The organism is Psychromarinibacter sp. S121 (genome assembly GCF_049801035.1).
Taxonomy (GTDB): Bacteria; Pseudomonadota; Alphaproteobacteria; order Rhodobacterales; family Rhodobacteraceae; genus Psychromarinibacter.
In genome coordinates this window covers 111461-132446 of record NZ_JBNAGE010000001.1, presented here as the reverse complement: position 1 = coordinate 132446, position 20986 = coordinate 111461, and the positions used below count along the sequence as shown (strand labels likewise).

20 protein-coding genes are annotated in these 20986 nt (G+C 66.7%); 8 read left to right on the top strand and 12 right to left on the bottom strand.

Annotated features, from left to right (window positions below):
* Positions 1 to 13: 13 nt before the first annotated feature.
* The 3 genes from ACP156_RS00645 to ACP156_RS00635 form a co-directional block, all read right to left on the bottom strand.
* A complete protein-coding gene (locus ACP156_RS00645) occupies positions 14 to 1219 on the bottom strand; it encodes a branched-chain amino acid ABC transporter permease (RefSeq protein ID WP_425049352.1) in 1206 nt (401 codons plus the stop codon).
* 6 nt (positions 1220 to 1225) lie between these two features.
* Positions 1226 to 2257, bottom strand: a complete 1032-nt coding sequence (locus ACP156_RS00640; RefSeq protein WP_425049351.1) for a branched-chain amino acid ABC transporter permease — start codon at positions 2255 to 2257, stop codon at positions 1226 to 1228.
* Positions 2258 to 2368: 111 nt separating this feature from the next.
* The gene (locus ACP156_RS00635) at positions 2369 to 3712 is read right to left on the bottom strand and encodes a substrate-binding protein (RefSeq protein WP_425049350.1); all 1344 of its coding nucleotides are present in this window, start codon (positions 3710 to 3712) and stop codon (positions 2369 to 2371) included.
* Between the two features lie 223 nt (positions 3713 to 3935).
* Between ACP156_RS00635 and ACP156_RS00630 the strand changes: the two genes are divergently transcribed.
* The 7 genes from ACP156_RS00630 (at position 3936) to ACP156_RS00600 (ending at position 12369) form a co-directional block, all read left to right on the top strand.
* Complete coding sequence (locus ACP156_RS00630; protein WP_425049349.1) at positions 3936 to 5240, top strand: short-chain fatty acyl-CoA regulator family protein; 1305 nt, start codon at positions 3936 to 3938, stop codon at positions 5238 to 5240.
* A gap of 77 nt (positions 5241 to 5317) precedes the next feature.
* Positions 5318 to 5803 (top strand): MarR family winged helix-turn-helix transcriptional regulator, encoded by a 486-nt coding sequence (locus ACP156_RS00625; RefSeq protein ID WP_425049348.1) that lies wholly within the window; start codon positions 5318 to 5320, stop codon positions 5801 to 5803.
* Positions 5800 to 7650, top strand: a complete 1851-nt coding sequence (locus ACP156_RS00620; protein WP_425049347.1) for an FUSC family protein — start codon at positions 5800 to 5802, stop codon at positions 7648 to 7650. The genes ACP156_RS00625 and ACP156_RS00620 overlap by 4 nt, the downstream gene beginning before the upstream one ends.
* Before the next feature lie 148 nt (positions 7651 to 7798).
* On the top strand, positions 7799 to 8167 hold the full coding sequence (locus tag ACP156_RS00615) for a response regulator transcription factor (protein ID WP_425049346.1): 369 nt from the start codon (positions 7799 to 7801) through the stop codon (positions 8165 to 8167).
* Between the two features lie 11 nt (positions 8168 to 8178).
* Positions 8179 to 8445 carry a hypothetical protein gene (locus ACP156_RS00610; RefSeq protein ID WP_425049345.1) on the top strand — a complete coding sequence of 89 codons (267 nt, stop codon included), beginning with the start codon at positions 8179 to 8181 and terminating at the stop codon, positions 8443 to 8445.
* Positions 8442 to 11132: an ATP-binding protein gene (locus tag ACP156_RS00605; RefSeq protein WP_425049344.1), complete on the top strand. Its 2691-nt coding sequence runs from the start codon at positions 8442 to 8444 to the stop codon at positions 11130 to 11132. Before ACP156_RS00610 ends, ACP156_RS00605 begins: the two co-directional genes overlap by 4 nt.
* A gap of 97 nt (positions 11133 to 11229) precedes the next feature.
* Entirely contained in the window at positions 11230 to 12369 is a 1140-nt protein-coding gene (locus ACP156_RS00600) for a FliM/FliN family flagellar motor switch protein (protein WP_425049343.1), read from the top strand.
* Positions 12370 to 12473: 104 nt separating this feature from the next.
* Here the strand turns inward: ACP156_RS00600 and ACP156_RS00595 are convergent, their stop codons facing one another.
* The gene (locus tag ACP156_RS00595) at positions 12474 to 12605 is read right to left on the bottom strand and encodes a hypothetical protein (RefSeq protein ID WP_425049342.1); all 132 of its coding nucleotides are present in this window, start codon (positions 12603 to 12605) and stop codon (positions 12474 to 12476) included.
* Positions 12606 to 12835: 230 nt separating this feature from the next.
* Between ACP156_RS00595 and ACP156_RS00590 the strand changes: the two genes are divergently transcribed.
* Positions 12836 to 14380, top strand: a complete 1545-nt coding sequence (locus tag ACP156_RS00590) for an acetolactate synthase large subunit (protein WP_425049341.1) — start codon at positions 12836 to 12838, stop codon at positions 14378 to 14380.
* A 60-nt stretch (positions 14381 to 14440) separates the two neighbouring features.
* Here the strand turns inward: ACP156_RS00590 and ACP156_RS00585 are convergent, their stop codons facing one another.
* The 8 genes from ACP156_RS00585 to hydA all read right to left on the bottom strand — a co-directional run bounded on the left by ACP156_RS00585 (position 14441) and on the right by hydA (position 20871).
* Positions 14441 to 15433, bottom strand: coding sequence for an ABC transporter substrate-binding protein (locus ACP156_RS00585; RefSeq protein WP_425049340.1), 993 nt, complete (start codon positions 15431 to 15433; stop codon positions 14441 to 14443).
* 31 nt (positions 15434 to 15464) lie between these two features.
* Positions 15465 to 16310, bottom strand: a complete 846-nt coding sequence (locus ACP156_RS00580; protein ID WP_425049339.1) for an ABC transporter permease — start codon at positions 16308 to 16310, stop codon at positions 15465 to 15467.
* A 49-nt stretch (positions 16311 to 16359) separates the two neighbouring features.
* Complete coding sequence (locus tag ACP156_RS00575; RefSeq protein WP_425049338.1) at positions 16360 to 17217, bottom strand: ABC transporter permease; 858 nt, start codon at positions 17215 to 17217, stop codon at positions 16360 to 16362.
* Positions 17210 to 17419, bottom strand: coding sequence for a hypothetical protein (locus tag ACP156_RS00570; protein WP_425049337.1), 210 nt, complete (start codon positions 17417 to 17419; stop codon positions 17210 to 17212). Before ACP156_RS00570 ends, ACP156_RS00575 begins: the two co-directional genes overlap by 8 nt.
* 315 nt (positions 17420 to 17734) lie before the next feature.
* Positions 17735 to 18511: an ABC transporter ATP-binding protein gene (locus tag ACP156_RS00565; protein WP_425049336.1), complete on the bottom strand. Its 777-nt coding sequence runs from the start codon at positions 18509 to 18511 to the stop codon at positions 17735 to 17737.
* Positions 18508 to 18924 carry a hypothetical protein gene (locus ACP156_RS00560; RefSeq protein WP_425049335.1) on the bottom strand — a complete coding sequence of 139 codons (417 nt, stop codon included), beginning with the start codon at positions 18922 to 18924 and terminating at the stop codon, positions 18508 to 18510. Before ACP156_RS00560 ends, ACP156_RS00565 begins: the two co-directional genes overlap by 4 nt.
* Positions 18925 to 18930: 6 nt before the next feature.
* Positions 18931 to 19410, bottom strand: a complete 480-nt coding sequence (locus ACP156_RS00555) for a DUF4760 domain-containing protein (protein WP_425049334.1) — start codon at positions 19408 to 19410, stop codon at positions 18931 to 18933.
* A gap of 6 nt (positions 19411 to 19416) precedes the next feature.
* On the bottom strand, positions 19417 to 20871 hold the full coding sequence (gene hydA, locus ACP156_RS00550) for a dihydropyrimidinase (protein WP_425049333.1): 1455 nt from the start codon (positions 20869 to 20871) through the stop codon (positions 19417 to 19419).
* Positions 20872 to 20986 lie beyond the last annotated feature (115 nt).

The window sequence follows — 20986 nt, the reverse complement described above, 5'->3', positions numbered from 1 at the left end:
CTCCGTTCTCCTCTTACTCGGCCACGTGGGGCGTGGATTTCGGGTGATGCTCGGGGTCGTCCCCCGGACCTTTCTTCCGGTTGCGGGCCCAGCGGGCGATCCGCTGTCCGCCCTCGACCAGACCGCCGGGCAGGAAGATCACGACCAGCATGAACAGCAGGCCAAGCGTCAGGTGCCACGACTTGCCGACGAAGAAGTGCGAGACCCAGATCAGCGCGTCTTCCATGCCGTCGGGCATCCAGCCGAACCACTGGTGCAGCATGTTGTCGTTGATCTTCGAGAAGATGTTCTCGAAGTACTTGATGAAGCCCGCGCCCAGCACCGGACCCAGAAGGGTGCCCGCACCGCCGAGGATGGTCATCAGGACAACTTCGCCCGACGCGGTCCACTGCATGCGCTCGGCGCCGGCCAGCGGGTCCATCGAGGCCATCAGGCCACCGGCAAGACCGGCATACATGCCCGAGATCACGAAGGCCGCCAGCGTGTAGGGCCGCGTGTTGAGGCCGGTGTAGTTCATCCGCGTCTGGTTCGACTTGATCGCGCGCAGCATCAGGCCGAAGGGCGACCGGAAGATCCGCAGCGACAGGTAGAAGGCCAGGATCGCGACGATGGCGCAGAAGTAGTAGCCGACGTTGAAGGTGAACAGCCAGCCGCCCACGTCCACCTGCAGGCTGTCGCGCATGACAAGGCCGAACAGGTGCGGCGAGTTGGGCGAGCCCTCTCCCATCAGGAATTGCGGGTCGTTGCTATAGACCTGCAGGCCGGTCTCACCGTTGGTCAGCGGCGTCAGCACCGAGTAGGCGAGGTTGAACGACATCTGCGCGAAGGCCAGCGTCAGGATCGAGAAGTAGATCCCGGTCCGGCGCAGCGAGACATAACCGATCGCCAGCGCGAAGATGCCCGAGGTGATGACCGCAAGGATCAGGCCCGGCAGGATGTTGTAGTCCAGCAGCTTGTACATCCAGACCACCGAGTAGGACCCGACACCCAGGAAGGCCGCGTGGCCGAAGGACAGGTAGCCGGTCAGGCCGAACAGGATGTTGAAGCCGATGGCGAAGATCCCGAAGATCGCGAAGCGCTGCATCAGGTCCGGATAACCGGCGTTGAAGGTGGCCAGCGCCGAGCCTTCGGGGAAGGGTTGCAGGAAGATCGGGGTCAGCAGCGTCAGTGCGACGACGATCAGCAGGAACGAGGTGTCTTTCTTGGAAAGGCCGAACATTGGTCTTTACTCCTCCATCACGCCGCGGCGACCCATCAGGCCACGCGGCCGGGTCAGCAGGATGACGATGGCAATCAGGTAGATGATGATCTGGTCGATGCCGGGGATGATGTCCTTGATCCAGTTCATCGAGGCGAAGGCTTCGAGAATGCCCAGCATGAAGCCTGCAAGCACGGCGCCCGGAAGGCTGCCCATGCCGCCGACGACGACCACGACGAAGCTGAGGACAAGGAAGTCCATCCCCATGTGATAGTTCGGCGAGTTGATCGGCGTGTACATGACACCCGCCAAGCCCGCGACGGCTGCCGCGATACCGAACATGATGGTGAACTTGCGGTCGATGTTGATGCCCAGCAGGCCCACCGTCTCGCGGTCCGCCATACCGGCGCGAACGACCATGCCGAAGGTGGTGAACTGCAGGAACCCGAACACGCCCGCGATCAGGACCAGCGCGAAGGCGAAGTAGATCATCCGCCAGTAGGGGTAGATGATGGCGTTCTCGGCAAAACCGATCAGCACGCCGAAGTCGAACGAGCCGCGGAAGGCATCGGGCGCCGGGGTCGGGATCGGGTTGGCGCCGAAGAAGTACTTGATCAGTTCCTGCAACACGATGGCGAGGCCGAAGGTCACAAGGATCTGGTCCGCGTGGGGCCGCTTGTAGAAGTGCTTGATCAGGCCGCGCTCCATCACGTAGCCGATGAACAGCATGACCGGGATCGCGAACAGGATCGACAGTGGCACTGACCAGTCGATGATCGCCTGTCCCGCCTCTGGCCCGAACCACGACTCGACGTAAGGCACGTCGACCTTCAGCGGATTGCCGAGGAAGTCCTTCTGCGTCTCGTCGATGACCGTGTAGCTCAGCGACAGGATGCGTTGCAGCGTCACGGCGCAGAAAGCGCCGAGCATGAAGATCGCCCCGTGGGCGAAGTTGACGACACCGAGCGTGCCGAAAATCAGCGTGAGGCCCAGCGCGATGAGCGCATAGGCAGAGCCCTTGTCGAGCCCGTTCAGCACCTGGAGAATGATTGCGTCCATTGTCCCGACCCGTTTCTGGAATGGGCGCGCACGCCGACGGAGGCCGCGGCGGCGGCTTGTTCGGCAGGGCGGGGATAACCCCGCCCTACGCAACGATTTTTTAGTAGTGTCTTAGGCGCCCGGGTTGCACTCGCCGAGGCTGCCACCGGCAAACATCGGGTGATCGGGCGGATAGGTGACCTGAGCGGCCGGAGTGACTTCGACGACCTCGAGAAGGTCGAATTCCGAAGTCGGGTTCTCCTTGCCCTGCACAACCAGCACGTCCTTGAAGCACTGGTGGTCGTCGGCGCGGTACAGCGTCGGACCGTTGCCCATGCCGTCGAACTCGAACCCTTCCAGCGCCGCAGCGACGTCGCAGGGGTTGAACGAGCCGGCGCGGGTCACGGCGTCAGCGTACAGCAGCGTCTGGACGTAGCAGGTGTGCGCGGCCTGCGACGGCGGGAAGCCGTACTTGGTGCCGAACGACTTCACGAAGGCCTGCGAGCCCTCGTCCTGCAGCGACCAGTGCCAGTTGGTCGAGCCAAGGATGCCCTTGACGTTTTCGCCGGCGCCGCGGGCCATCAGGCGCGAGTAAAGCGGAACGACGATCTCGAAGTTCTTGCCGTTCACCTGCTTGTCGCGCAGGCCGAACTGCACGGCGTTGGTCAGCGAGTTGACCATGTTGCCGCCGTAGTGGTTCAGAACCAGAACGTCGGCGCCCGAGTTCAGAACCGGAGCGATGTACGACGAGAAGTCGGTCGCGGCGAGCGGGGTCTTGACCGCGTTGACGGTCTCCCAACCCAGCGCCTCGGTCGAGGCTTTGATCGACTCTTCCTGGGTCCAGCCCCAGGTGTAGTCGGCGGTCAGGTGGTACGCCTTGCGGTCGGTGCCGTAGCGCGCGGCCAGCACCGGCGCCAGAGCGGCGCCCGACATGTAGGCGTTGAAGAAGTGACGGAAGCCGTTCGCCTTCTTGTCCTTGCCGGTGGTGTCGTTCGAGTGCGTCAGGCCGGCCATGAAGATGACGCCGGCTTCCTGGCAGAGGCCCTGAACCGCAACGGCGACGCCCGACGACGAACCGCCGGTGATCATGATCGCGCCGTCTTTTTCGATCATCGACTTGGCCGATGCGCGGGCGGCGTCCGACTTGGTCTGCGTGTCGCCGGTCACATAGGCGACCTTGCGGCCAAGGATACCGGTGCCGTCGAGTACTTTCGACGAGAAGGTGTTCAGCATGCCGCCGTCACCGCCGCCGTTCAGGTGCTCGACCGCGAGTTCATAGGCGCGCAGTTCGTCTGCACCCTCGTCGGCATAGGGGCCGGTCTGCGGCACGTTGAAGCCGAGCACGACCTCGCTGGCGCCGGGCTCGTTGGTGAACGCCCCCGCGCCGGAGGTGAAGATCGTCGGGACCGCAAGGCCCGCGCCGGTCACGGCGCCGGACTTGAGCAGTCCACGGCGAGTCAGAGTCGTTCTGGTCATGAAGTTCCTCCCGTTACGTCATTGTGGCGCCGGACCGTTTCCTCCCTGGTCCGGCATGTCCCTTTTACAGGATGCTCAAATTTATGAGGGCGTCCCGAAAACTTCGCAACAAGCACCTTTACATAAAGGAAAAAGCTGTAAAAAACTACACAATGCGCACGCGGCAATTGTAAAGAATTTATCTGCGCGCTGCGGAAACCGTTTCAGATCAGGGGGATGCGTGATGCCCGCCGGAACGCTTACAGGCAGTAGGATTCGCGAACGGCGTGTCGCGATGGGTCTCAAGCAGTCGATGTTGGCGCAAACGGTCGGAATATCTGCGGCATACTTGAATCTTATCGAGCACAATAAGCGCAGAATCGCGGGAAAGTTACTGGCCGACATCGCCCGTACGCTAGAGGTTGATCCCTCTGCCCTTGCCGAGGGTGCGGGCGCGGCGTTGGTCGGTCAAATGCGGGATGCGGCGGCGGCTTTCCCCGAGGCTGCGGCAGAGGAAACGCGAGCCGAGGAATTCGCCGGCCGCTTCCCCGGCTGGGCGCGTCTCGTGGCGCTGCAACGGCGCCGCATCCGGCATCTGGAGCGGGTGACCGAAAGCCTGACCGACCGCCTTGGCCACGACCCTCACCTTGCCGCCTCGCTGCACGAATTGCTGTCCACCGTGACCGCGATCAACGCCACCTCGTCGATCCTTGTCGAACCCGGCGAGATCGAGGCCGAATGGCGCGACCGCTTCCATCGCAACATCCACGAGGACAGCGAACGCCTTGCCGACACCAGCCGCGCGCTGGTGTCCTATCTCGAAGCGTCCACCGAGGCGGCGCAGTCCACCGGCACCCCGCAAGAGGAACTGGAGGCGTGGCTGGCCGCGCGGGACTATCACCTTGCGCCGCTGGAGGGCGAGACGCCCGCCGATCCGCAGGAGGTGATTGCCGGGGCCACGGAATTGACCAGCGCGGCGGGGCGGTCGCTCGCCGAAGGCTGGGCGGCCCGCTACCGGCAGGATGCCACCGCGCTGCCGCTGCCCGCTTTCGCCTTGGCGGCGCGCGAGACCGGGTGCGACCCGGCGGTGCTGGCGGCCCGCTTCGGGGTCGGCATGGGCGCGGTTCTGCGGCGGCTGGCGGCCTTGCCGCCCGACAGCCTTGACACGGCCACGGGGCTGGTGATCTGCGACGGCTCCGGCACGTTGACCGCCCGCAAGCCGGTCGACGGCTTCCCCCTGCCCCGCTTCGGCGCCGCCTGCCCCTTGTGGCCGCTCTATCAGGCGCTAAGCCGCCCCCTGTCGCCGGTGCGCGCGGTCGTCGAGATGGCGGGCCGCGACGCGGCGCGCTTCGTGGCTTACGCGGTGGCCGAGCCTGTCGGCCCGGCACGGTTCGACGCGCCGCCGGTGTTCGAGGCGGTCATGCTGATCCTGCCGCGACCGCGCGGCGCAGAGGGCGCGGCGCTAAGGGTCGGCACAAGCTGCCGCATCTGTCCGCAGGCCGACTGCCCGGCGCGGCGCGAGCCTTCGATCCTGGCGGAAGCCGCCTGAGCCCTGCGCGTGGCGGGACGGTGCATTGCAATTCAAATAGTTTGAGGTTCAATCTATCTTGAGCTATTTCTCCCGGCATGACCGGCACCACTACAGACATTACCGCGCTGCGGACGCGGTTCGGCTTTCGCTTCGTGACGCTGGCGCGGGTGTGGCGCCGCGCCGTCGACCTTGAACTGGTTGCGGCGGGACTGACCGACGCCACGTGGACTCCGCTGATCCACCTCAGCGAGTCCGGCGACGCCATCACCCAGAAGGAACTCGCCCGCCGCGTCGGCATCGACGGCTCGACACTGGTGCGGCTGGTCGACCTGCTGTCCGAGGCGGGGCTGGTCGAGCGGAAACCCGACCCCGACGACCGCCGCGCCAAGCGGGTCGTGCTGACCAAGGCGGGCCACGCCGAGGTGACGCGCATCCGCGCCCGGATCGCCGAGGCCGAAGAGCGCTTTCTCTGCGACCTCGACGAGGACACCATCGCCACCATGACCCGTGCCTTCGCGCGGATCGAGGACCGGGTCGAAGGCGTGCTTGCCGCGCATGACGATGGAAAGCGAAGGCGATGACGCTCGCGGGCCTTGGTTTCGATCCGGCGCGGCTGCGTTTCGGATTGCGGACCGCGCTGGCGGCCTGCCTTGCGGTGTTCGTCGCGTGGATCGCGGGGCTGGAACATCCGCAATGGGCGGGCATGTCGGTCTGGGCCGCATCGCAACCGCTGCGCGGCCAACTGGTCGAGAAGGCCTTCTTCCGCTTCGCCGGAACCATCGTCGGCTCGGTCATCGGCGTACTTCTGGTGCTGGCCTCGGGTGTCCACCCATGGCTTTTGGTGATCGGGCTGGCGCTTTGGGTGGCGCTGTGTACGTGGGCCGGGAACCTGCTGCGGGGGTTCGGGGCCTACGGCACCGTGCTGGCAGGATACACCGCCGCGATGGTCTCGCTTCTGGACAGCGGGCATGGCGGCGTTCTGGCGCTGGGGCTGGACCGCATGGCAACGGTGCTGACCGGCGTGGCGATGGCGACGGCGGTGGGTCTGTTGTTCGGCGGAGTGGCCGATGGCGGGGGGCTGCGGCACCGGCTCAGGGTGCTGCTGGCGGACCTGCTGGACCACGTGGCCGACGCGAAGGACGCGCCCGGCGAGGATGGCGCCCTGCTGTCGCGGCTCGCCGCGCTGGACGAGGCGCTGGAGGTCCACGCCGCCGGCTCGCTGCGTTCGCGCCGCACCGTGCGGGCGGTGCGGTCCATGCTGCTGGCGGCGATCTCGCTGGTGTTCTGGCGGCGCGGCGAAGGCGCGGTGCCCGAGATCGAAGGCGCGTTGCGACGGGCCGCGACCGCGTTGCGCGACGACGTGACCGAGCGGGCGGTGGCAGAACTCGACCTTGCCCGGCATGCGCTTCCCGAAGGACACGAACTGGCCCCGACGCTGGGGCGACTGCGGGTCACGATGGACCGCTGGTCGCGGGCCGAGGCGCCGGGGCACGACTCCAAGCACCCGGTCGTCCTGCACCGCGACCGCGCGGGTGCCGCCGAGGCCGCGCAGCGGGCGGGCGGTTCGCTGCTGTTGTTCGGCGCCCTGTGGCTGATCACGGGATGGAGCGCGGGAAATTTCCTGCTGCTGGGGCTGTCGGTGATGATTTCTTTGTTCTCGACCTTCGAGAACCCGGTGCTTCAGATGCGCCACGTCTGTCTCGGCCAGATCGCCGGCGTCGTGGGCGCGCTGGCCTGCCGCTGGCTCGCGTGGCCGCTCGCTGGCAGCGAGGCCGAGATGCTGGCGTGGCTGGTGCCCTTTATCCTGTTCGGCCCATTCCTGATGGCGCACCGCCGGACGCAGGCGATGAGCTTCGACTACAACATGGTGCTGCTGTTGATGCTGCAACCGCATTTCCCGCTCACCGGCAGCTTCGGTGCGTCCGTGTCCGCCGGCCTGGCGGTCGCCGCCGCGCCGCTGGCCGCGATGGCCGCCTACCGCTGGATTTACCCGGTCAACCGCAGACGCCGCGCGAAAGCGCTGCTGACAGCGATGCTGGACGATGTCGCGGCGCTGGCCGGGCACCCGGACGCGTTGGAGGCGCCGCTTCTGTGGCGCGCGCGGCTGTATCACCGGACCCTGCGTCTGGTGCGGACAGCCGAGGGCGCACCGCACGCCTTGGAGGACGCGCTGGACGCCGCGTGCGGCCTGTTCGACCTTGGCCGCGGGGTGATGGCCTGCCACGCGCTGCTGGCGGACGATGCCACCCCGGCCCCGGTTCGCCGCGCCGCCCGGGCCGCGCTGGCCCGGACGCGGGCGCTGGCGGGGCGGCCCGACCGCGCGGGCGGCGCATTCGACCGGCTCGCACGGCGTCTGGCGGGCCCGGACCGTCACCGCATGACGCGCGCCGCGCAGGGTGCGGGCCGGCTGACCGCCAATCCCGTCTGATCCTTGCGCGTTCCTGTGCCATTCCGGTGTCCGGCCGCCGGAAATCGGCGGCTGCGGCATCCAAGCGTTTTGACACCCCGCATTCCTTCCCCGATAGTCCCCTGAACGCGCGGAGTATCCGGCACGGGCCAGGGGAGGGGTTCGGACCATGGAAAAACGTGTTCTGCTTATCGAGGACGAGCCGAACATCATACAAGCCATCAGCTTCATCCTGTCGCGAGACGGGTGGGCGGTGGATACCCATGCCGACGGAAAAACCGCGATGGACGAGATCGCCCGGCGCGCGCCGGACCTTGTGATCCTTGACGTGATGCTGCCGAACCGCAGCGGCTTTGACATCCTTGCCGATCTGCGCGCCGCGCCCGAGACGGCTGGCCTGCCGGTGCTTATGCTGACGGCGCGCGGCCGCGCCAAGGACCGCGAGCAGGCCGAGCGCATGGGCGCCAGCCGCTTCATGACCAAGCCCTTCTCCAATGCCGAGGTGCTGGAGGCGGTGCGCGACCTCGTTCTGCAATAGGGCCCGCCCGCATGTCCCGCCGTCCCGTCTTTCTTGAACGCCGCAGCTACCGCCGCCGGCGCGTGATGGACGGGGCGCGGCTGTTGCCCGTTCTGGGCGCCTTCCTGTTCCTGATGCCGCTGGTTTGGGTGCTTTCCCCGGGCCGCGTGCTGCGCACCGCCGGCAGCGGCATCTACATTTTCGCGGTCTGGGGCGGCCTGATCGCCGTGTCGCTTCTGTTCTCGCGCATCCTCTTGCGCCCGGACGAACACAACCCGCCGCAGGAGCGCGACGAATGATCGGCTTCAACCTGCTGGTCGTTGTCTGCCTGCTGTACGTGGTGCTGCTGTTCGTGGTCGCCTTCGCCGCCGAACGCCGCGCCGAACGGGGACAGGTCGGCTGGCTGCGCTCGCCATGGGTCTACACGCTGTCCCTGTCGATCTACTGCACCGCGTGGACCTTCTATGGCGCGGTGGGCTACGCGGTGAACTCGGGGCTTGAGTTCGTGACAATCTACCTTGGCCCGACGCTGGTGCTGATCGGCTGGTGGTCGGTGCTGCGCAAGCTGGTGCGGATCGGCCGGTCTCAGCGGATCACCTCGGTCGCCGACCTCGTATCCAGCCGCTATGGCAAATCCAACCTGCTGGGCGTCTTCGTGACCCTGCTCGCGGTGATCGGCACCACGCCCTACATCGCGCTTCAGCTGCAATCGGTCACGCTGTCGTTCTCGGTGTTCTCCGGCAACGGCTCGGGCGACGCGCCGACCTTCGAGCAACTGGACGCCACAGCCCTTGCCGTCGCGGGCGGTCTGACGGTGTTCACCATCCTGTTCGGCACCCGCACCCTCGACGCGAACGAGCGCCATCACGGCGTGGTCACCGCCATCGCTCTTGAAGCGGTGGTGAAGCTGTTCGCCCTGCTGGCGGTCGGTGTGTTCGTCGTCTGGGGCGTCGCGGACGGCCCGTGGGACATCGCCCAGAGGATCGAGGCGTCGAGCCTTGCGGAATGGACTCCGGCGCCGGGACGCTGGGCCGGGCTGATCTTCCTGTCGGCGGCGGCCTTCCTGTGCCTGCCACGGATGTTTCAGGTCATGGTGGTCGAGAACCCGGACGAAAAGCACCTTGCCGTCGCAAGCTGGGCGTTCCCCCTGTACCTGTTCCTGATGAGCCTGTTCGTCGTGCCGATCGCGGTGGTCGGGCTAAGCCTGCTGCCCAATGGCAACCCCGACCTTTATGTTCTGACGGTGCCGCTGGCGCAGGGGCGCGACGGGCTGGCGATGCTGTCCTTCCTCGGAGGCTTCTCCAGCGCGACCTCGATGGTCATCGTTGCGGCCATCGCGCTGTCGACGATGGTGTCGAACCACATCGTCATGCCGATCTGGCTGTCGGTGCGCCGCGAAAGCGCCACCGTCTCGGGCGACGTGCGCGACGTGGTGATCACCGCCCGCCGCATCTCGATCGCGGCGGTGCTTTTGCTGGGCTACCTTTACTTCCACCTCTCCGGCGGCAGCACCGCGCTGGCGGCCATCGGCCTGATCTCGTTCGCCGGGGTGGCGCAGGTGCTTCCGGCGATGCTGGGCGGGCTGTTCTGGCGCGGCGCCTCGCGCAACGGGGCCGCGGTCGGGCTGGCGCTGGGCTTCGTGGTCTGGGCCTACACCCTGTTCGTTCCCAGCTTTGGCGAAAGCTTCGTGATGCCCGCACGGCTGCTGGCCGAGGGGCCGCTTGGTATCGGCTGGCTGCGGCCGCAGGCGCTGTTCGGGCTGGGCGGGATGGACCCGGTGGTGCATTCCGTCTTCTGGTCGATGCTTCTGAACACCGGCGCCTTCGTCGTGGTGTCGCTGATGAGCTTTCCGCGCCCGCTGGAACGCCTTCAGGGCGCGCAATTCGTCAACGTCTATGAACACTCCGGCAGCGCACGCGGCTGGTCGTCAAGCTCTGCCGAGGCAGAGGACCTGCTGATCATGTCGCAACGCATCCTCGGCCCGGACGAGGCGCAGGCGCTGTTCAGAACCGAGGCCGGGCGGCAGGGCACCGGCGGCTACCTGCCCGACACGACGCCCGATTTCATCGAAACACTGGAACGGCAGCTTGCCGGCTCGGTGGGCGCGGCGACGGCGCATGCGATGGTGGGCCAGATCACCGGCGGCACCGCCGTGTCCGTCGAGGACCTGATGGCCGTGGCCGACGAGACCGCGCAGATCATGGAACACACCTCGCAACTGGAAGCCCAGCGCGAAGAGCTGTCCCGCACCGCCCGTCAGCTGCGCGACGCAAACGAGAAGCTGACGCAGCTGTCGATCCAGAAGGACGCCTTCCTCAGCCAGATCAGCCACGAACTGCGCACACCGATGACCTCGATCCGGGCATTCTCCGAGATCCTGATGTCCGGCGGCCAGATGGCGGCGGAAGAGCAGGAACGCTTCGCCACCATCATCCACGACGAGACGATCCGCCTGACCCGGCTGCTGGACGATCTGCTGGACCTGAGCGTGCTGGAGAACGGGCAGGTTTCGCTGAACTGGCAGGAAACGGAGCTTGGCCACGTCATCGACCGCGCTGTCGCCGCGACCTCGGCGCGCGAGGGGCCAGAGCTACACATTCGGCGCGACCCTGCGGCAGAGCGGCTGGCGGTCGTCACCGATGGCGACCGGCTGGCGCAGGTGTTCATCAACCTGATCGCCAACGCCCGCAAGTACTGCGACGCCGAGATGCCGGAACTGCGGATCCGCGTGTCGCGCCATGACGGCGAAGTCCGGCTGGACTTCGTCGACAACGGCACCGGCATCCCCAAGGCCAGTCAGGCGGTGATCTTCGAGAAGTTCTCGCGCCTGACCGATCAGGGCCGCGCGGGCGGCGCCGGTCTGGGTCTGGCGATCTGCCGCGAGATCATGGAGCGGCTGGGCGGCTCGGTGTCTTATCTTCCGGGTCAGGGCGGCACCGCGTTCCGCGTTACCCTGCCCCGCGTGCAGGCCCGCAGCGCCGCGTGACGGCGCACCTGTCCCGGCCTTTCTAACGCTTTGGTAACCCGCATCTGGCAAGTCCGGGGATGACCCGGTTTGAAACCACCTGTTACGGGCAAGGGGAATGGCGGAAGCTGCCGATACACCAGTGCTAAGGCGCATGCTGGGCGCGCGCCGCGCCGCGCTTGGCCTGTCCGAGATGACGCCGGCCAAGGCGATGCGGCTGTCGCTTGCCAAGACGGGCGACCGGACGCTTGGCGTGCCAATCGTGCTGAAGGACCTTGGTCGCGGAACGCTGATGCCCGAGGAACTGGCAGGCGCCCTGCCCGATCCGGGGCTGATCCTGCGCCTTGACGGTCCCGCCGGGGCCGTCGCTCTTGCCGTGCTGTGCCCGCAGGCCGTCGCCGCCGCGATCGAAGCGCAGACGCTGGGCAAGGTCCTGCCCGGCGCCGCGCCCGACCGCACGCCGACCGCGACCGACGCGCTGCTGATGCGCGACTTTGTCGAGATGACGCTGGACGGCTTCGCGGCGCTGGCGGCGGACTGCGGCGGACTTCCAGCGCTGGACGGCTACACATTCTCGGGCCGGGTGGTGGATGCCCGCGTCGCCGCCATGGCGATACAGGACGCCGCGCACCTGCACCTGACGGCAGAGATGGACTTTGCCGGCGGGGTGAAGACCGGACGCCTGCACTATGTCCTGCCCAGCCGAAGCCGCGCCGCCCTGCCCGGCACGGCAGAGGAACCGGGCGACTGGCCCGACCTGATGGAAAAGGCGGTGATGGCCAGCCCCGTCTCGCTTGAGGCGCGGTTGTGCCGGGTCAGCCTGCCCTTGTCAGAGGTGTCGCGCCTGCACGTCGATCAGGTCCTGCCGCTGGGCCGCGCCACGCTCGACGGCGTCGAGTTGCGCGGGATGGATGGCCGCAAGCTGATGGCGGCGCGTCTGGGACGGTCCGGCGCGATGCGGGCGGTGCGCCTGCGGGCGGCCGATGCGCCGCCACCGCAGCCCGCGCTGACAACCGATCTTGCACCGATGTCCGCAGCACCTCCGATGCCCGCCGCGCCCGATCTGGCCCCCACCGATCTGGCCCCCGCCGATCTGGCCCCCACCGATCTGCCCACAGCCGATCTTGCAATGCCCGAACCCGGCATGGCGGACCCGGCACCGATGGCGCCGGATCTTCCGTCACCCGAACCGATGGCGCTGGACGATATCCCGGCGCTCGACCCCGTTCCGATGGCAGGTCTCGATCTGCCGGACTGACGCGGCACCGCGACACGCGCGCCATGAAACGGAAAGGGGCCCGCAGGCAAAGCCCGGACCCCTTTCCCGTTGTCCCGACCGCAATGCGCGGCAGGACCACAAAATCACTGCGCGAAGATCGACTTCAGCGATCTCGCCGATTGGTACAGCGACTTCGGCAGGTAGTTCAGCACGAACCGTCCATTCCGCTTGACCGGAGCGAACGGCAATAGCGCCTGAGCAGTCAAAACAGTCATCTGTCGTTCCTTCCGTACAACGTCACACGCCGTCATCAGCGTGCAGTGGGTGATATAGGCAGCGCGGCCCATTTCGTCAATACATTGTATATACCTTTTTTGATGACCAACCGGCCAACCGGCGAGACGTGAAAGCAAATTCCCGCGCCAGCCGTCGGCGTCCGAACCGCCCCTTGCACCTCTGCTACGGCTCCCCCACACTCGCGCGGCTGGGCACAAGGAGGACACAGATGAACGGCGCCGAATCCCTCGTGAAGACTCTGCTGGCCAGCGGCGTCGACACCGTCTTCGCCAACCCCGGCACGTCCGAGATGCACTTCGTCGCCGCGCTCGACACCCACCCCGAGATGAACTGCGTGCTGTGCCTGTTCGAGGGTGGCGTGACCGGCGCGGCGGACGTCTATTTCCGCATGAAGCGCGACGTCTCGGCGACGCTCTTGCACCTTGGCCCCGGCTTCGCGAACGGTTTCGCCAACCTCCATAACGCCCGCAAGGCCGGATCCGGCGTGGTCAACGTGGTGGGCGAGCACGCGACGCATCACCTTGCCTACGAAAGCCCGCTGAAAGGCAACCTCGACGGCGTCGCAGGCGCGGTCAGCCACTGGGTCCGCCGCAGCCCCGACGCCGAAACCGTTGCCACCGACGGTGCCGCCGCGATCCGCGCGGCGCGCAGCCTGAACGGCCAGATCGCGACGCTGGTGCTGCCCGCCGACACCGCGTGGAACCCGGCCACCGGCCCCGTGACGGCGACCGCCTCCGGCGCACTGTACCGGCCCGCCGACGACCGGATTGAGGCCGCCGCCACCCGTCTGTGCCAGCCCGGCGCGGTCCTCATGGTGGGCGGCGCGGCCCTGATCGGCGAGGCGTTCCAGACCGCCGCCCGGATCGCCGCCGCCACCGGCGCGCGGCTGATCGTCGACACCCTGATCCCCCGTCGGTCGCACGGCGCCGGATCGCCCGCCGCCGTTCAACTGCCCTATGCCGTTGCGCCGAAGATAGAGACGTTGAAGGAGGCAACCTCGATCACGCTTCTGGGCAGCAACCGCCCGGTCACCTTCTTCGCCTACCCCGGCAAGCCCAGCCTGCCGGAACCCGCCGGCTGCGAAATCGCCGAACTCGCCAGCCCCGAGATGGATACCCTCTGGACGCTCGACGCACTGGCCAACGCGACCGGCGCCCGCAGCGCGAGGGCCGCGGTGAACCAGACCGACCTGCCGGACCTGCCGACGGGCCGCCCGACCTCGGACAAGCTGGGACAGGCGTTGTCGGCGCTGCTGCCCGAAGGCGCGATCTTCCTGAACGAGGCGGTGTCGAACGGGCGGAATTTCCCCGAGATGCTGTCCCGCGCGCGTCCCATCGACCTTGTCGGCGGCACCGGCGGCTCGATCGGCTGGTCGCTGCCCGGCGCCGTCGGCGCGGCGACAGCCTGCCCCGACCGCAAGGTGGTGGTGGTGACGGGCGACGGCTCGGCCATGTACACCGGCCAGTCCCTTTGGACGATGGCGCGGCAGGGGCTGGACGTGACGGTGATCGTGCTGGCGAACCGTGGCTACCAGATCCTGCGGGACGAACTGAAGAACGTCGGCGTCGATACCTACGGCGCCAATGCGCAGGCGATGTTCGACGTGGACACGCCGCGCCTTGACTGGGTGGCGATGGCCAAGGGCCACGGCCTGCCCGGCACCCGGGCCGAGGATATGGAGACGCTGGTCAAAGCGTTGCGCGACGGGATCGAGGGCGATGGACCCTCGCTGATCGAACTCGCGCTGGACTGACCCGGCCCAAATGAAAAGGCCCCGCCGTGACGGGGCCCTTCCTGTAACCTGTCGGACTGCTTACTGCAGGGCCTCGTCGGTGATCGCGTGGGTCCACGCGCCTTCGCTCGGCTCTTCGGTGATCGCCGGGTTGTCGGGCGACACCGCCGACAGCAGAGTGGCGACCGTCTGGTCGAAGTCGGCCGGATCAAGCGCACCGTCGGAACCGGCGGTCAGCTTGGCCACTTCACCCATCATGTAGATCTGGTGGTCCAGCGTCTGAGCGCCCGTCTCGTCAGAGTCGACGACGATTTCAGCGGCTTCCTCGGGGTTCTCCTCGGCGTATTTCCAGCCCTTCATCGAGGCCCGCACGAAACGCACCATCTTGTCGGCGAATTCGGGATCGTCGAGGTTCTCTTCCAGGACGTACAGGCCGTCCTCCATCATGCCGACGCCTTCTTCGAGATAGTTGAAGGTCACCAGCTCGTCCGGGGAAATGCCGGCGTCCAGAACCTGACCATACTCGTTGTAGGTCATGACCGAGATGCAATCGGCCTGCTTGTTCAGCAGCGGGTCGACGTTGAACGCCTGCTTCAGCACCTCGACGCCGTCTTCACCGCCCTCGGTCGGAACGCCCAGCTTGGCCATCCACGCGTAGAACGGGTACTCGTTGCCGAAGAACCAGACGCCCAGCGTGTGGCCGGGGAAGTCCTCGGGCGACTCGACGCCGGATTCCTTCAGGCAGGTCAACTGCAGGCCGCCCGACTTGAAGGGCTGGGCGATGTTCACCAGCGGCAGGCCCCGTTCACGAGCGGCCAGCGCGGCGGCCATCCAGGTGGTGATCACGTCGGCGCCGCCGCCTGCGATCACCTGCTCGGGCGCGATGTCCGGGCCGCCGGGCTTGATCGTGACGTCCAGATCTTCTTCCTCGTAGAAGCCCTTTTCCAGCGCGACGTAGTAGCCCGCGAACTGGGCTTGCGTGACCCACTTGAGCTGCAGCGTCACTTCATCCGCCGCCTGCGCGGCGCCGGTCCCCATGCCGAGCGCCAGCGCGCCGATCAGTAGTTTTTTCATCGTTACCTCCAGGTTGTCATTCGCTGATTTTTCAGCTGCGTTGCGACGGGTGCCAGAAGGTCACCCCCCGTTCGATAAGCGCCACCAGCCCGTAGAAGACCGAGCCTGCGATGGCCGCCACCGTGATTTCCGCCCAGACCATATCAAGGCCAAGACGGCCTACCTCGGTCGAGATGCGGAACCCCATGCCGCGCGTGGGCGAGCCGAAGTATTCGGCCACGATCGCCCCGATAAGCGCCAGTGTTGTCGAGATTTTCAGCCCGTTGAAGATGAACGGCATCGCCGCCGGCAGCCGTAGCTTCAGCAGCGATTGCCAATACCCGGCCGAGTAGGTCTTCATCAGGTCGCGCTGCATCGCCGTGGTGTCCGCCAGCCCCTGCACGGTGTTCACCAGCATCGGGAAGAAGACCATCACCACGACCACCGCCGCCTTGGACTGCCAGTCGAAGCCGAACCAGCCCACGAGGATCGGTGCGATGCCGACGATGGGCAGCGCGGCGACGAAATTGCCGATCGGCAGCAGGCCGCGTTGCAGGAACGGCACCCGGTCGATCGCCAGCGCCGCCGCGACGGCTGCGCTGCACCCGATCAGGTAACCGGACACGCCGCCCTTCAGCGCCGTCTGCAGGAAGTCGCCCCATAGGGTCGAGGTCGAGCGGGCGAAGGTCGACGCGATCACGGACGGCGCGGGCAGGATCACCTGGCTGACATTCAGCCCGGTCACCAGAAGCTCCCACATCGCCAGCACCATGATGCCGAAGATCACCGGCACCGCGATCCGCGCGGGCATCGCGTCGTGCCCCGGCGAGCGGGCGATCTGTACCGCCACGAAGGTTCCGGCGGCCCAGACGACAAGGGCAAGGATCACCAGTTCCATGCGGCTCTCCCGTTCGGAATTGTCTTGGGGTTCGGACGCAGGGGCTGTCTCATCGCGCGAACCCCATCCGTTTCATCGCCACGGTCTGCATGACCGACACCACGGTCACCAGCACGCCCGCCAGCACCGCCGCGGCGATCAGCGCCGACCAGATCATCATCGGGTTGCCGAACTGGTCCCCGATCAGGATCCGCGCGCCAAGACCCCGGACCGCGCCGGTCGGCAGCTCTCCGACGATGGTTCCGACCAGCGCCGCCGCGATGCCGACCTTCAGCGAGGTGAAGAGGTACGGAACCGAAGACGGAAAGCGTAGCCGCCAGAAGCTTTGCCAACCGGTGGCGGACCACGTCTTCATCAGGTCAAGCTGCATCGCGTCGGGCGATTTCAGCCCTTTCACCATCCCGACGAGGACCGGGAAATAGCACAGGTACGCGCTGATGATCGCTTTCGGCACCGCGCGCCCGTCGACCCCGAGCGAGGCGAGCACCACGATGATCATCGGCGCCAGCGCGACGATGGGAATGGTCTGCGAGATGATCGCCCATGGCATCAGGCTCATCGACACCGGACGGCTATAGACGATGCCCACCGCCATCAGGATTCCGGTGACCGTGCCCAGCGCAAAGCCCGCGAGCGTCGAGGACAGGGTGATCCAGCCGTGGAAGACAAGGCTGCGCTTCGAAGTGACCTTGGTGTCGAAAACGGTTTTCTGGAACTCTGCCCAGACCTGGTGCGGCGCGGGCAGCCGGGGACGGTCCTGGCTCATGGTGTCGGACACGATCTCGGAAAAGGTCAGCGGCCCGTCGGCGCGGTCGATGGTCCACGCGCTGTTCATCCAGATCGCGGCGGCATACCAGATGCCGACGATCACCAGCAGGACGGTCAGAACGGGAAGGACGTTACGCATCGCGTTTCTCCCTTCGCCGGCGGATCCAGCGCTGGAAGATGCCGAAGATCTCGTTGGCAAGCAGCAGTGGCAGCAGAAGCAGGGCGAGGCTCAGGATGTCCCAGCCGCCGTCCGTGCCGGTGCCGCCTCGCGCGATCCAGAGGATCAGCAGGACGAGCCACAGGGCGAGGCCGAGTATGAGAAGCCAGCGGCGGGTGGTCATCGGCCCCCCTCCGACGCCTGCGGCGCCACCTCCCCCCGTTGGGGGGAGGGCTGTCGCCCTGCGGGCGATGAGGTGGATACACGGCTGGCGGTGGGATGCGCCAAGCCGACGTACCGCGCTTCCGTCCGCATCAGGGGCATGGCCGGGAGGGGGTCACCCGCCAACCGCCCAACACAAGCGCCACGCCACTCCTCCCCCTCACAGGGGGAGGCCGGGAGGGGGTCAGCCGCCAACCGCCCGACACAAGCGCCAAGCCATTCCTCCCCCTCACTGGGGGAGGCCGGGAGGGGGTCACCCGCCAACAGCAATGCACCCTCACTCATCATAGGCATGCCCCGCCCGCAGCCCCTCGCGCACCCGGTGCGCGATTTCGAGGAACTCCTTGCTGTCGCGGATATCCAGCGGCCGCTCCTTCGGCAGCGGGCTGTCGATCACGTCGGTGATGCGTCCCGGCCGCGGGCTCATGACGACGATCTTGGTCGACAGGTACACCGCCTCGGGGATCGAGTGCGTCACGAACGCGATCGTTTTCTCGGTCCGCGCCCACAGCGACAGAAGCTGTTCGTTCAGGTGATCGCGCACGATCTCGTCCAGCGCGCCGAAGGGTTCGTCCATCAGCAGAATGTCCGCATCGAACGCCAGCGCGCGGGCGATCGAGGCCCGTTGCTGCATACCGCCCGACAGCTGCCACGGGTACTTCTTCTCGAACCCCGAAAGCTCGACCAATTCCAGCACCCGAGCGACACGATCCGACATTTCCGCCTTGGGATAGCCCATGATTTCCAGCGGAAGCCGCACATTTCCTGCAATCGTGCGCCACGGGTACAGCCCCGCCGCCTGAAACACATAGCCATAGGCCCGGCTTCGGCGCGCCTCGTCGGCGGTCATGCCATTCACCGACAGCGTGCCGCCGGTCGGCGTTTCCAGCCCGGCGATGCAGCGCAGGAAGGTGGTCTTGCCGCAACCCGAGGGCCCGATGAAGGACACGAAGTCCCCCTTCCCGATCTCAAGGTTCACATCGGCCAGCGCATGCACCGGCCCGTCGTTGGTCTGGAACGTCAGTTCCAGTTTCTTCGCCTCGATGACGCTCACGTCCCGTCTTCTTTCTTCTCAAGTCCCCAGCCGCGCACGACCCACAGCACCGCCCCCGACACCGCGCCGCCGGCCAGCAGCACCGCGATGAACGGCAGGCTGGTGAACACGCCTTCGATCATCGACACGCCCATCATCCCGCGCAGCACGACCAGCGTGACCATCGGAAGCGGCGTCATCGCCACCACGTACGGCCCCAGCCCCGAAAGCCCCAACTGGTTCAGGAAAAACACCACAACCGCGCCCAGCGCGATCGACAGTGCCCCGACCGGCACCATCAGCTGGAACGGCACCCGCAGGATCTCGACGATCCCCGTGCCGGTCGACATCGTCGACACCAGCGTGATGAACCACGTTCCGGCAACATAGGCCGCGATCAGCCCCGCCAGCGTATGTACAGGCCACTTCAGCATGCGCCCTCACTCACCCGACCGGGACCACCGGACCGCCAGCATCTCGGTCGGCACGAACAGCCGGTGGTTTCCGGTGCCAAGCCGCTCGCCCGAGATGAAGTTCTCCATCCGCTCCCAGTCGCGCAGCAGTGTACCGCGCCAGTAGTCGCGATAAAGCTGTTCATCCACGGCACCATTTTCGATCATCCGCGTCATCAACCCATAGACCGACAGAATGAACCGCGCGCGCCGTTTCTCGACATCCTCGAGCTGTCCATAGTCCTTGCGATGCGGACCGGAAAAGAACTCGGCCCGCGCCTCGCGGAACTTCTCGTCCTGCAGTGTCTCGTGGATGACCGACAGCGACTCGCGCTGGAACCGCCGGATGTCGGTGTCGCTGTCCTGTTTCTGCAAGGCCACCTGCCGCCACACGAAGACCGTGGTGACGATCACCGCCCCAGAGGCGAGGATCGTCGTCAGGTCCGCGATCAGGTCGACCCATTCCACCCCGCATCAGACCCCGCTGGCGGGGATGCCCGTGCGTTCGACCTTGCGCGGCGCGGTCAGTTCCTTCCAGGTCGACAGCGCCTTGTTCACCGGGTTCACCGGCTCGCGCTTGACGAACTTGCCGTGGCCCGGCTCGGCCTTTAGGTCGCCGTCCATCACGGCAACCTTGCCGCGGGTCAGAACGAAGCGCGGCAGGCCTTTGACCTCTTTGCCCTCGAACACGTTGTAATCGATGGCCGACACCTGGGACGACGCGCTGATCGTCTTCGACTTCTCCGGGTCCAGCACCACGATATCGGCATCCGCGCCCACAAGGATCGCGCCCTTCTGCGGATAGCAGTTCAGGATCTTCGCGATGTTGGTCGAGGTCACGGCGACGAACTCGTTCGGCGTGATCCGGCCCGTGGCGACGCCATAGGTCCACAGCATCGGCAGCCGGTCCTCCAGCCCGCCGGTGCCATTCGGGATCTTGGTGAAATCGCCGACGCCGTACCGTTTCTGCTCGGTCGTGAAGGCGCAGTGGTCGGTGGCGACGCAGGACAGCGTGCCGCTGGCAAGACCGGCCCACAGGCTGTCCTGATGCTGCTTGTTGCGGAACGGAGGCGACATCACCCGGCGCGCGGCGTGGTCCCAGTCCTTGTCGAAATATTCGCTTTCATCCAGCGTCAGGTGCTGGATCAGCGGCTCGCCCCAGACGCGCTTGCCCTGCATCTTCGCCCGGCGGATCGCCTCGTGGCTTTCCTCGCACGACACGTGGACGACATACAGCGGCACGCCCGCCATATCGGCGATCATGATGGCGCGGTTGGTCGCCTCGCCCTCGACGGCGGGCGGGCGCGAATAAGCATGCGCTTCGGGGCCGTTGTTGCCTTCTGCCAGCAGCTTGGCCTGCAGGTCGGCGACGATATCGCCGTTCTCCGCATGCACCAGCGGCAGCGCGCCAAGCTCGGCGCAGCGCTGGAACGAGGCGAACATCTCGTCGTCGTTCACCATCAACGCGCCCTTGTAGGCCATGAAGTGCTTGAACGAGGTGATGCCGTGGTCCTTCACCACGGTCTCCATCTCGTTGAACACCTGCTCGCCCCACCAGGTGATCGCCATGTGGAAGGAATAGTCGCAGGCGGCGAGGCCCGACTTGTTGTCCCAGCGCTTGATCGCGTCGACCAGCCCCTGCCCCGGATCGGGCAGGCAGAAGTCGACCGTCATCGTGGTGCCGCCGGCCAGCGCGGCCTGCGTGCCGCTTTCGAAATCGTCCGAGCTGTAGGTGCCCATGAACGGCATCTCGAGGTGGGTGTGCGGGTCGATCCCGCCCGGCATCACGTAGCAGCCGCTGGCGTCCAGCACGTCGTCGCCTTTCAGGTCGGGGCCGATCTCGATGATCTTGCCCCCATCCACCAGCACGTCCGCCTTATAGGTCAGGTCGGCGGTGACGACGGTTCCGTTCTTGATGACTGTGGTCATGTCTTGCTCCCTGTCTTCTGCCCGGCCAGTTCCCGCACCGGTCTTGTGCCGGCACTATTGATGGGACCCAGCGGGTCATGTCTTTCCAGTTCGAATGGGTGTCGGGGTTCCAGCC

Coding starts and splice junctions, on each gene's coding strand:
- ACP156_RS00645 (WP_425049352.1), bottom strand. CDS start 1,219: ATGTTCGGCCTTTCCAAGAAAGACACCTCGTTCCTGCTGATCGTCGTC.
- ACP156_RS00640 (WP_425049351.1), bottom strand. CDS start 2,257: ATGGACGCAATCATTCTCCAGGTGCTGAACGGGCTCGACAAGGGCTCT.
- ACP156_RS00635 (WP_425049350.1), bottom strand. CDS start 3,712: ATGACCAGAACGACTCTGACTCGCCGTGGACTGCTCAAGTCCGGCGCC.
- ACP156_RS00630 (WP_425049349.1), top strand. CDS start 3,936: ATGCCCGCCGGAACGCTTACAGGCAGTAGGATTCGCGAACGGCGTGTC.
- ACP156_RS00625 (WP_425049348.1), top strand. CDS start 5,318: ATGACCGGCACCACTACAGACATTACCGCGCTGCGGACGCGGTTCGGC.
- ACP156_RS00620 (WP_425049347.1), top strand. CDS start 5,800: ATGACGCTCGCGGGCCTTGGTTTCGATCCGGCGCGGCTGCGTTTCGGA.
- ACP156_RS00615 (WP_425049346.1), top strand. CDS start 7,799: ATGGAAAAACGTGTTCTGCTTATCGAGGACGAGCCGAACATCATACAA.
- ACP156_RS00610 (WP_425049345.1), top strand. CDS start 8,179: ATGTCCCGCCGTCCCGTCTTTCTTGAACGCCGCAGCTACCGCCGCCGG.
- ACP156_RS00605 (WP_425049344.1), top strand. CDS start 8,442: ATGATCGGCTTCAACCTGCTGGTCGTTGTCTGCCTGCTGTACGTGGTG.
- ACP156_RS00600 (WP_425049343.1), top strand. CDS start 11,230: ATGGCGGAAGCTGCCGATACACCAGTGCTAAGGCGCATGCTGGGCGCG.
- ACP156_RS00595 (WP_425049342.1), bottom strand. CDS start 12,605: ATGACTGTTTTGACTGCTCAGGCGCTATTGCCGTTCGCTCCGGTCAAG.
- ACP156_RS00590 (WP_425049341.1), top strand. CDS start 12,836: ATGAACGGCGCCGAATCCCTCGTGAAGACTCTGCTGGCCAGCGGCGTC.
- ACP156_RS00585 (WP_425049340.1), bottom strand. CDS start 15,433: ATGAAAAAACTACTGATCGGCGCGCTGGCGCTCGGCATGGGGACCGGC.
- ACP156_RS00580 (WP_425049339.1), bottom strand. CDS start 16,310: ATGGAACTGGTGATCCTTGCCCTTGTCGTCTGGGCCGCCGGAACCTTC.
- ACP156_RS00575 (WP_425049338.1), bottom strand. CDS start 17,217: ATGCGTAACGTCCTTCCCGTTCTGACCGTCCTGCTGGTGATCGTCGGC.
- ACP156_RS00570 (WP_425049337.1), bottom strand. CDS start 17,419: ATGACCACCCGCCGCTGGCTTCTCATACTCGGCCTCGCCCTGTGGCTC.
- ACP156_RS00560 (WP_425049335.1), bottom strand. CDS start 18,924: ATGCTGAAGTGGCCTGTACATACGCTGGCGGGGCTGATCGCGGCCTAT.
- hydA (WP_425049333.1), bottom strand. CDS start 20,871: ATGACCACAGTCATCAAGAACGGAACCGTCGTCACCGCCGACCTGACC.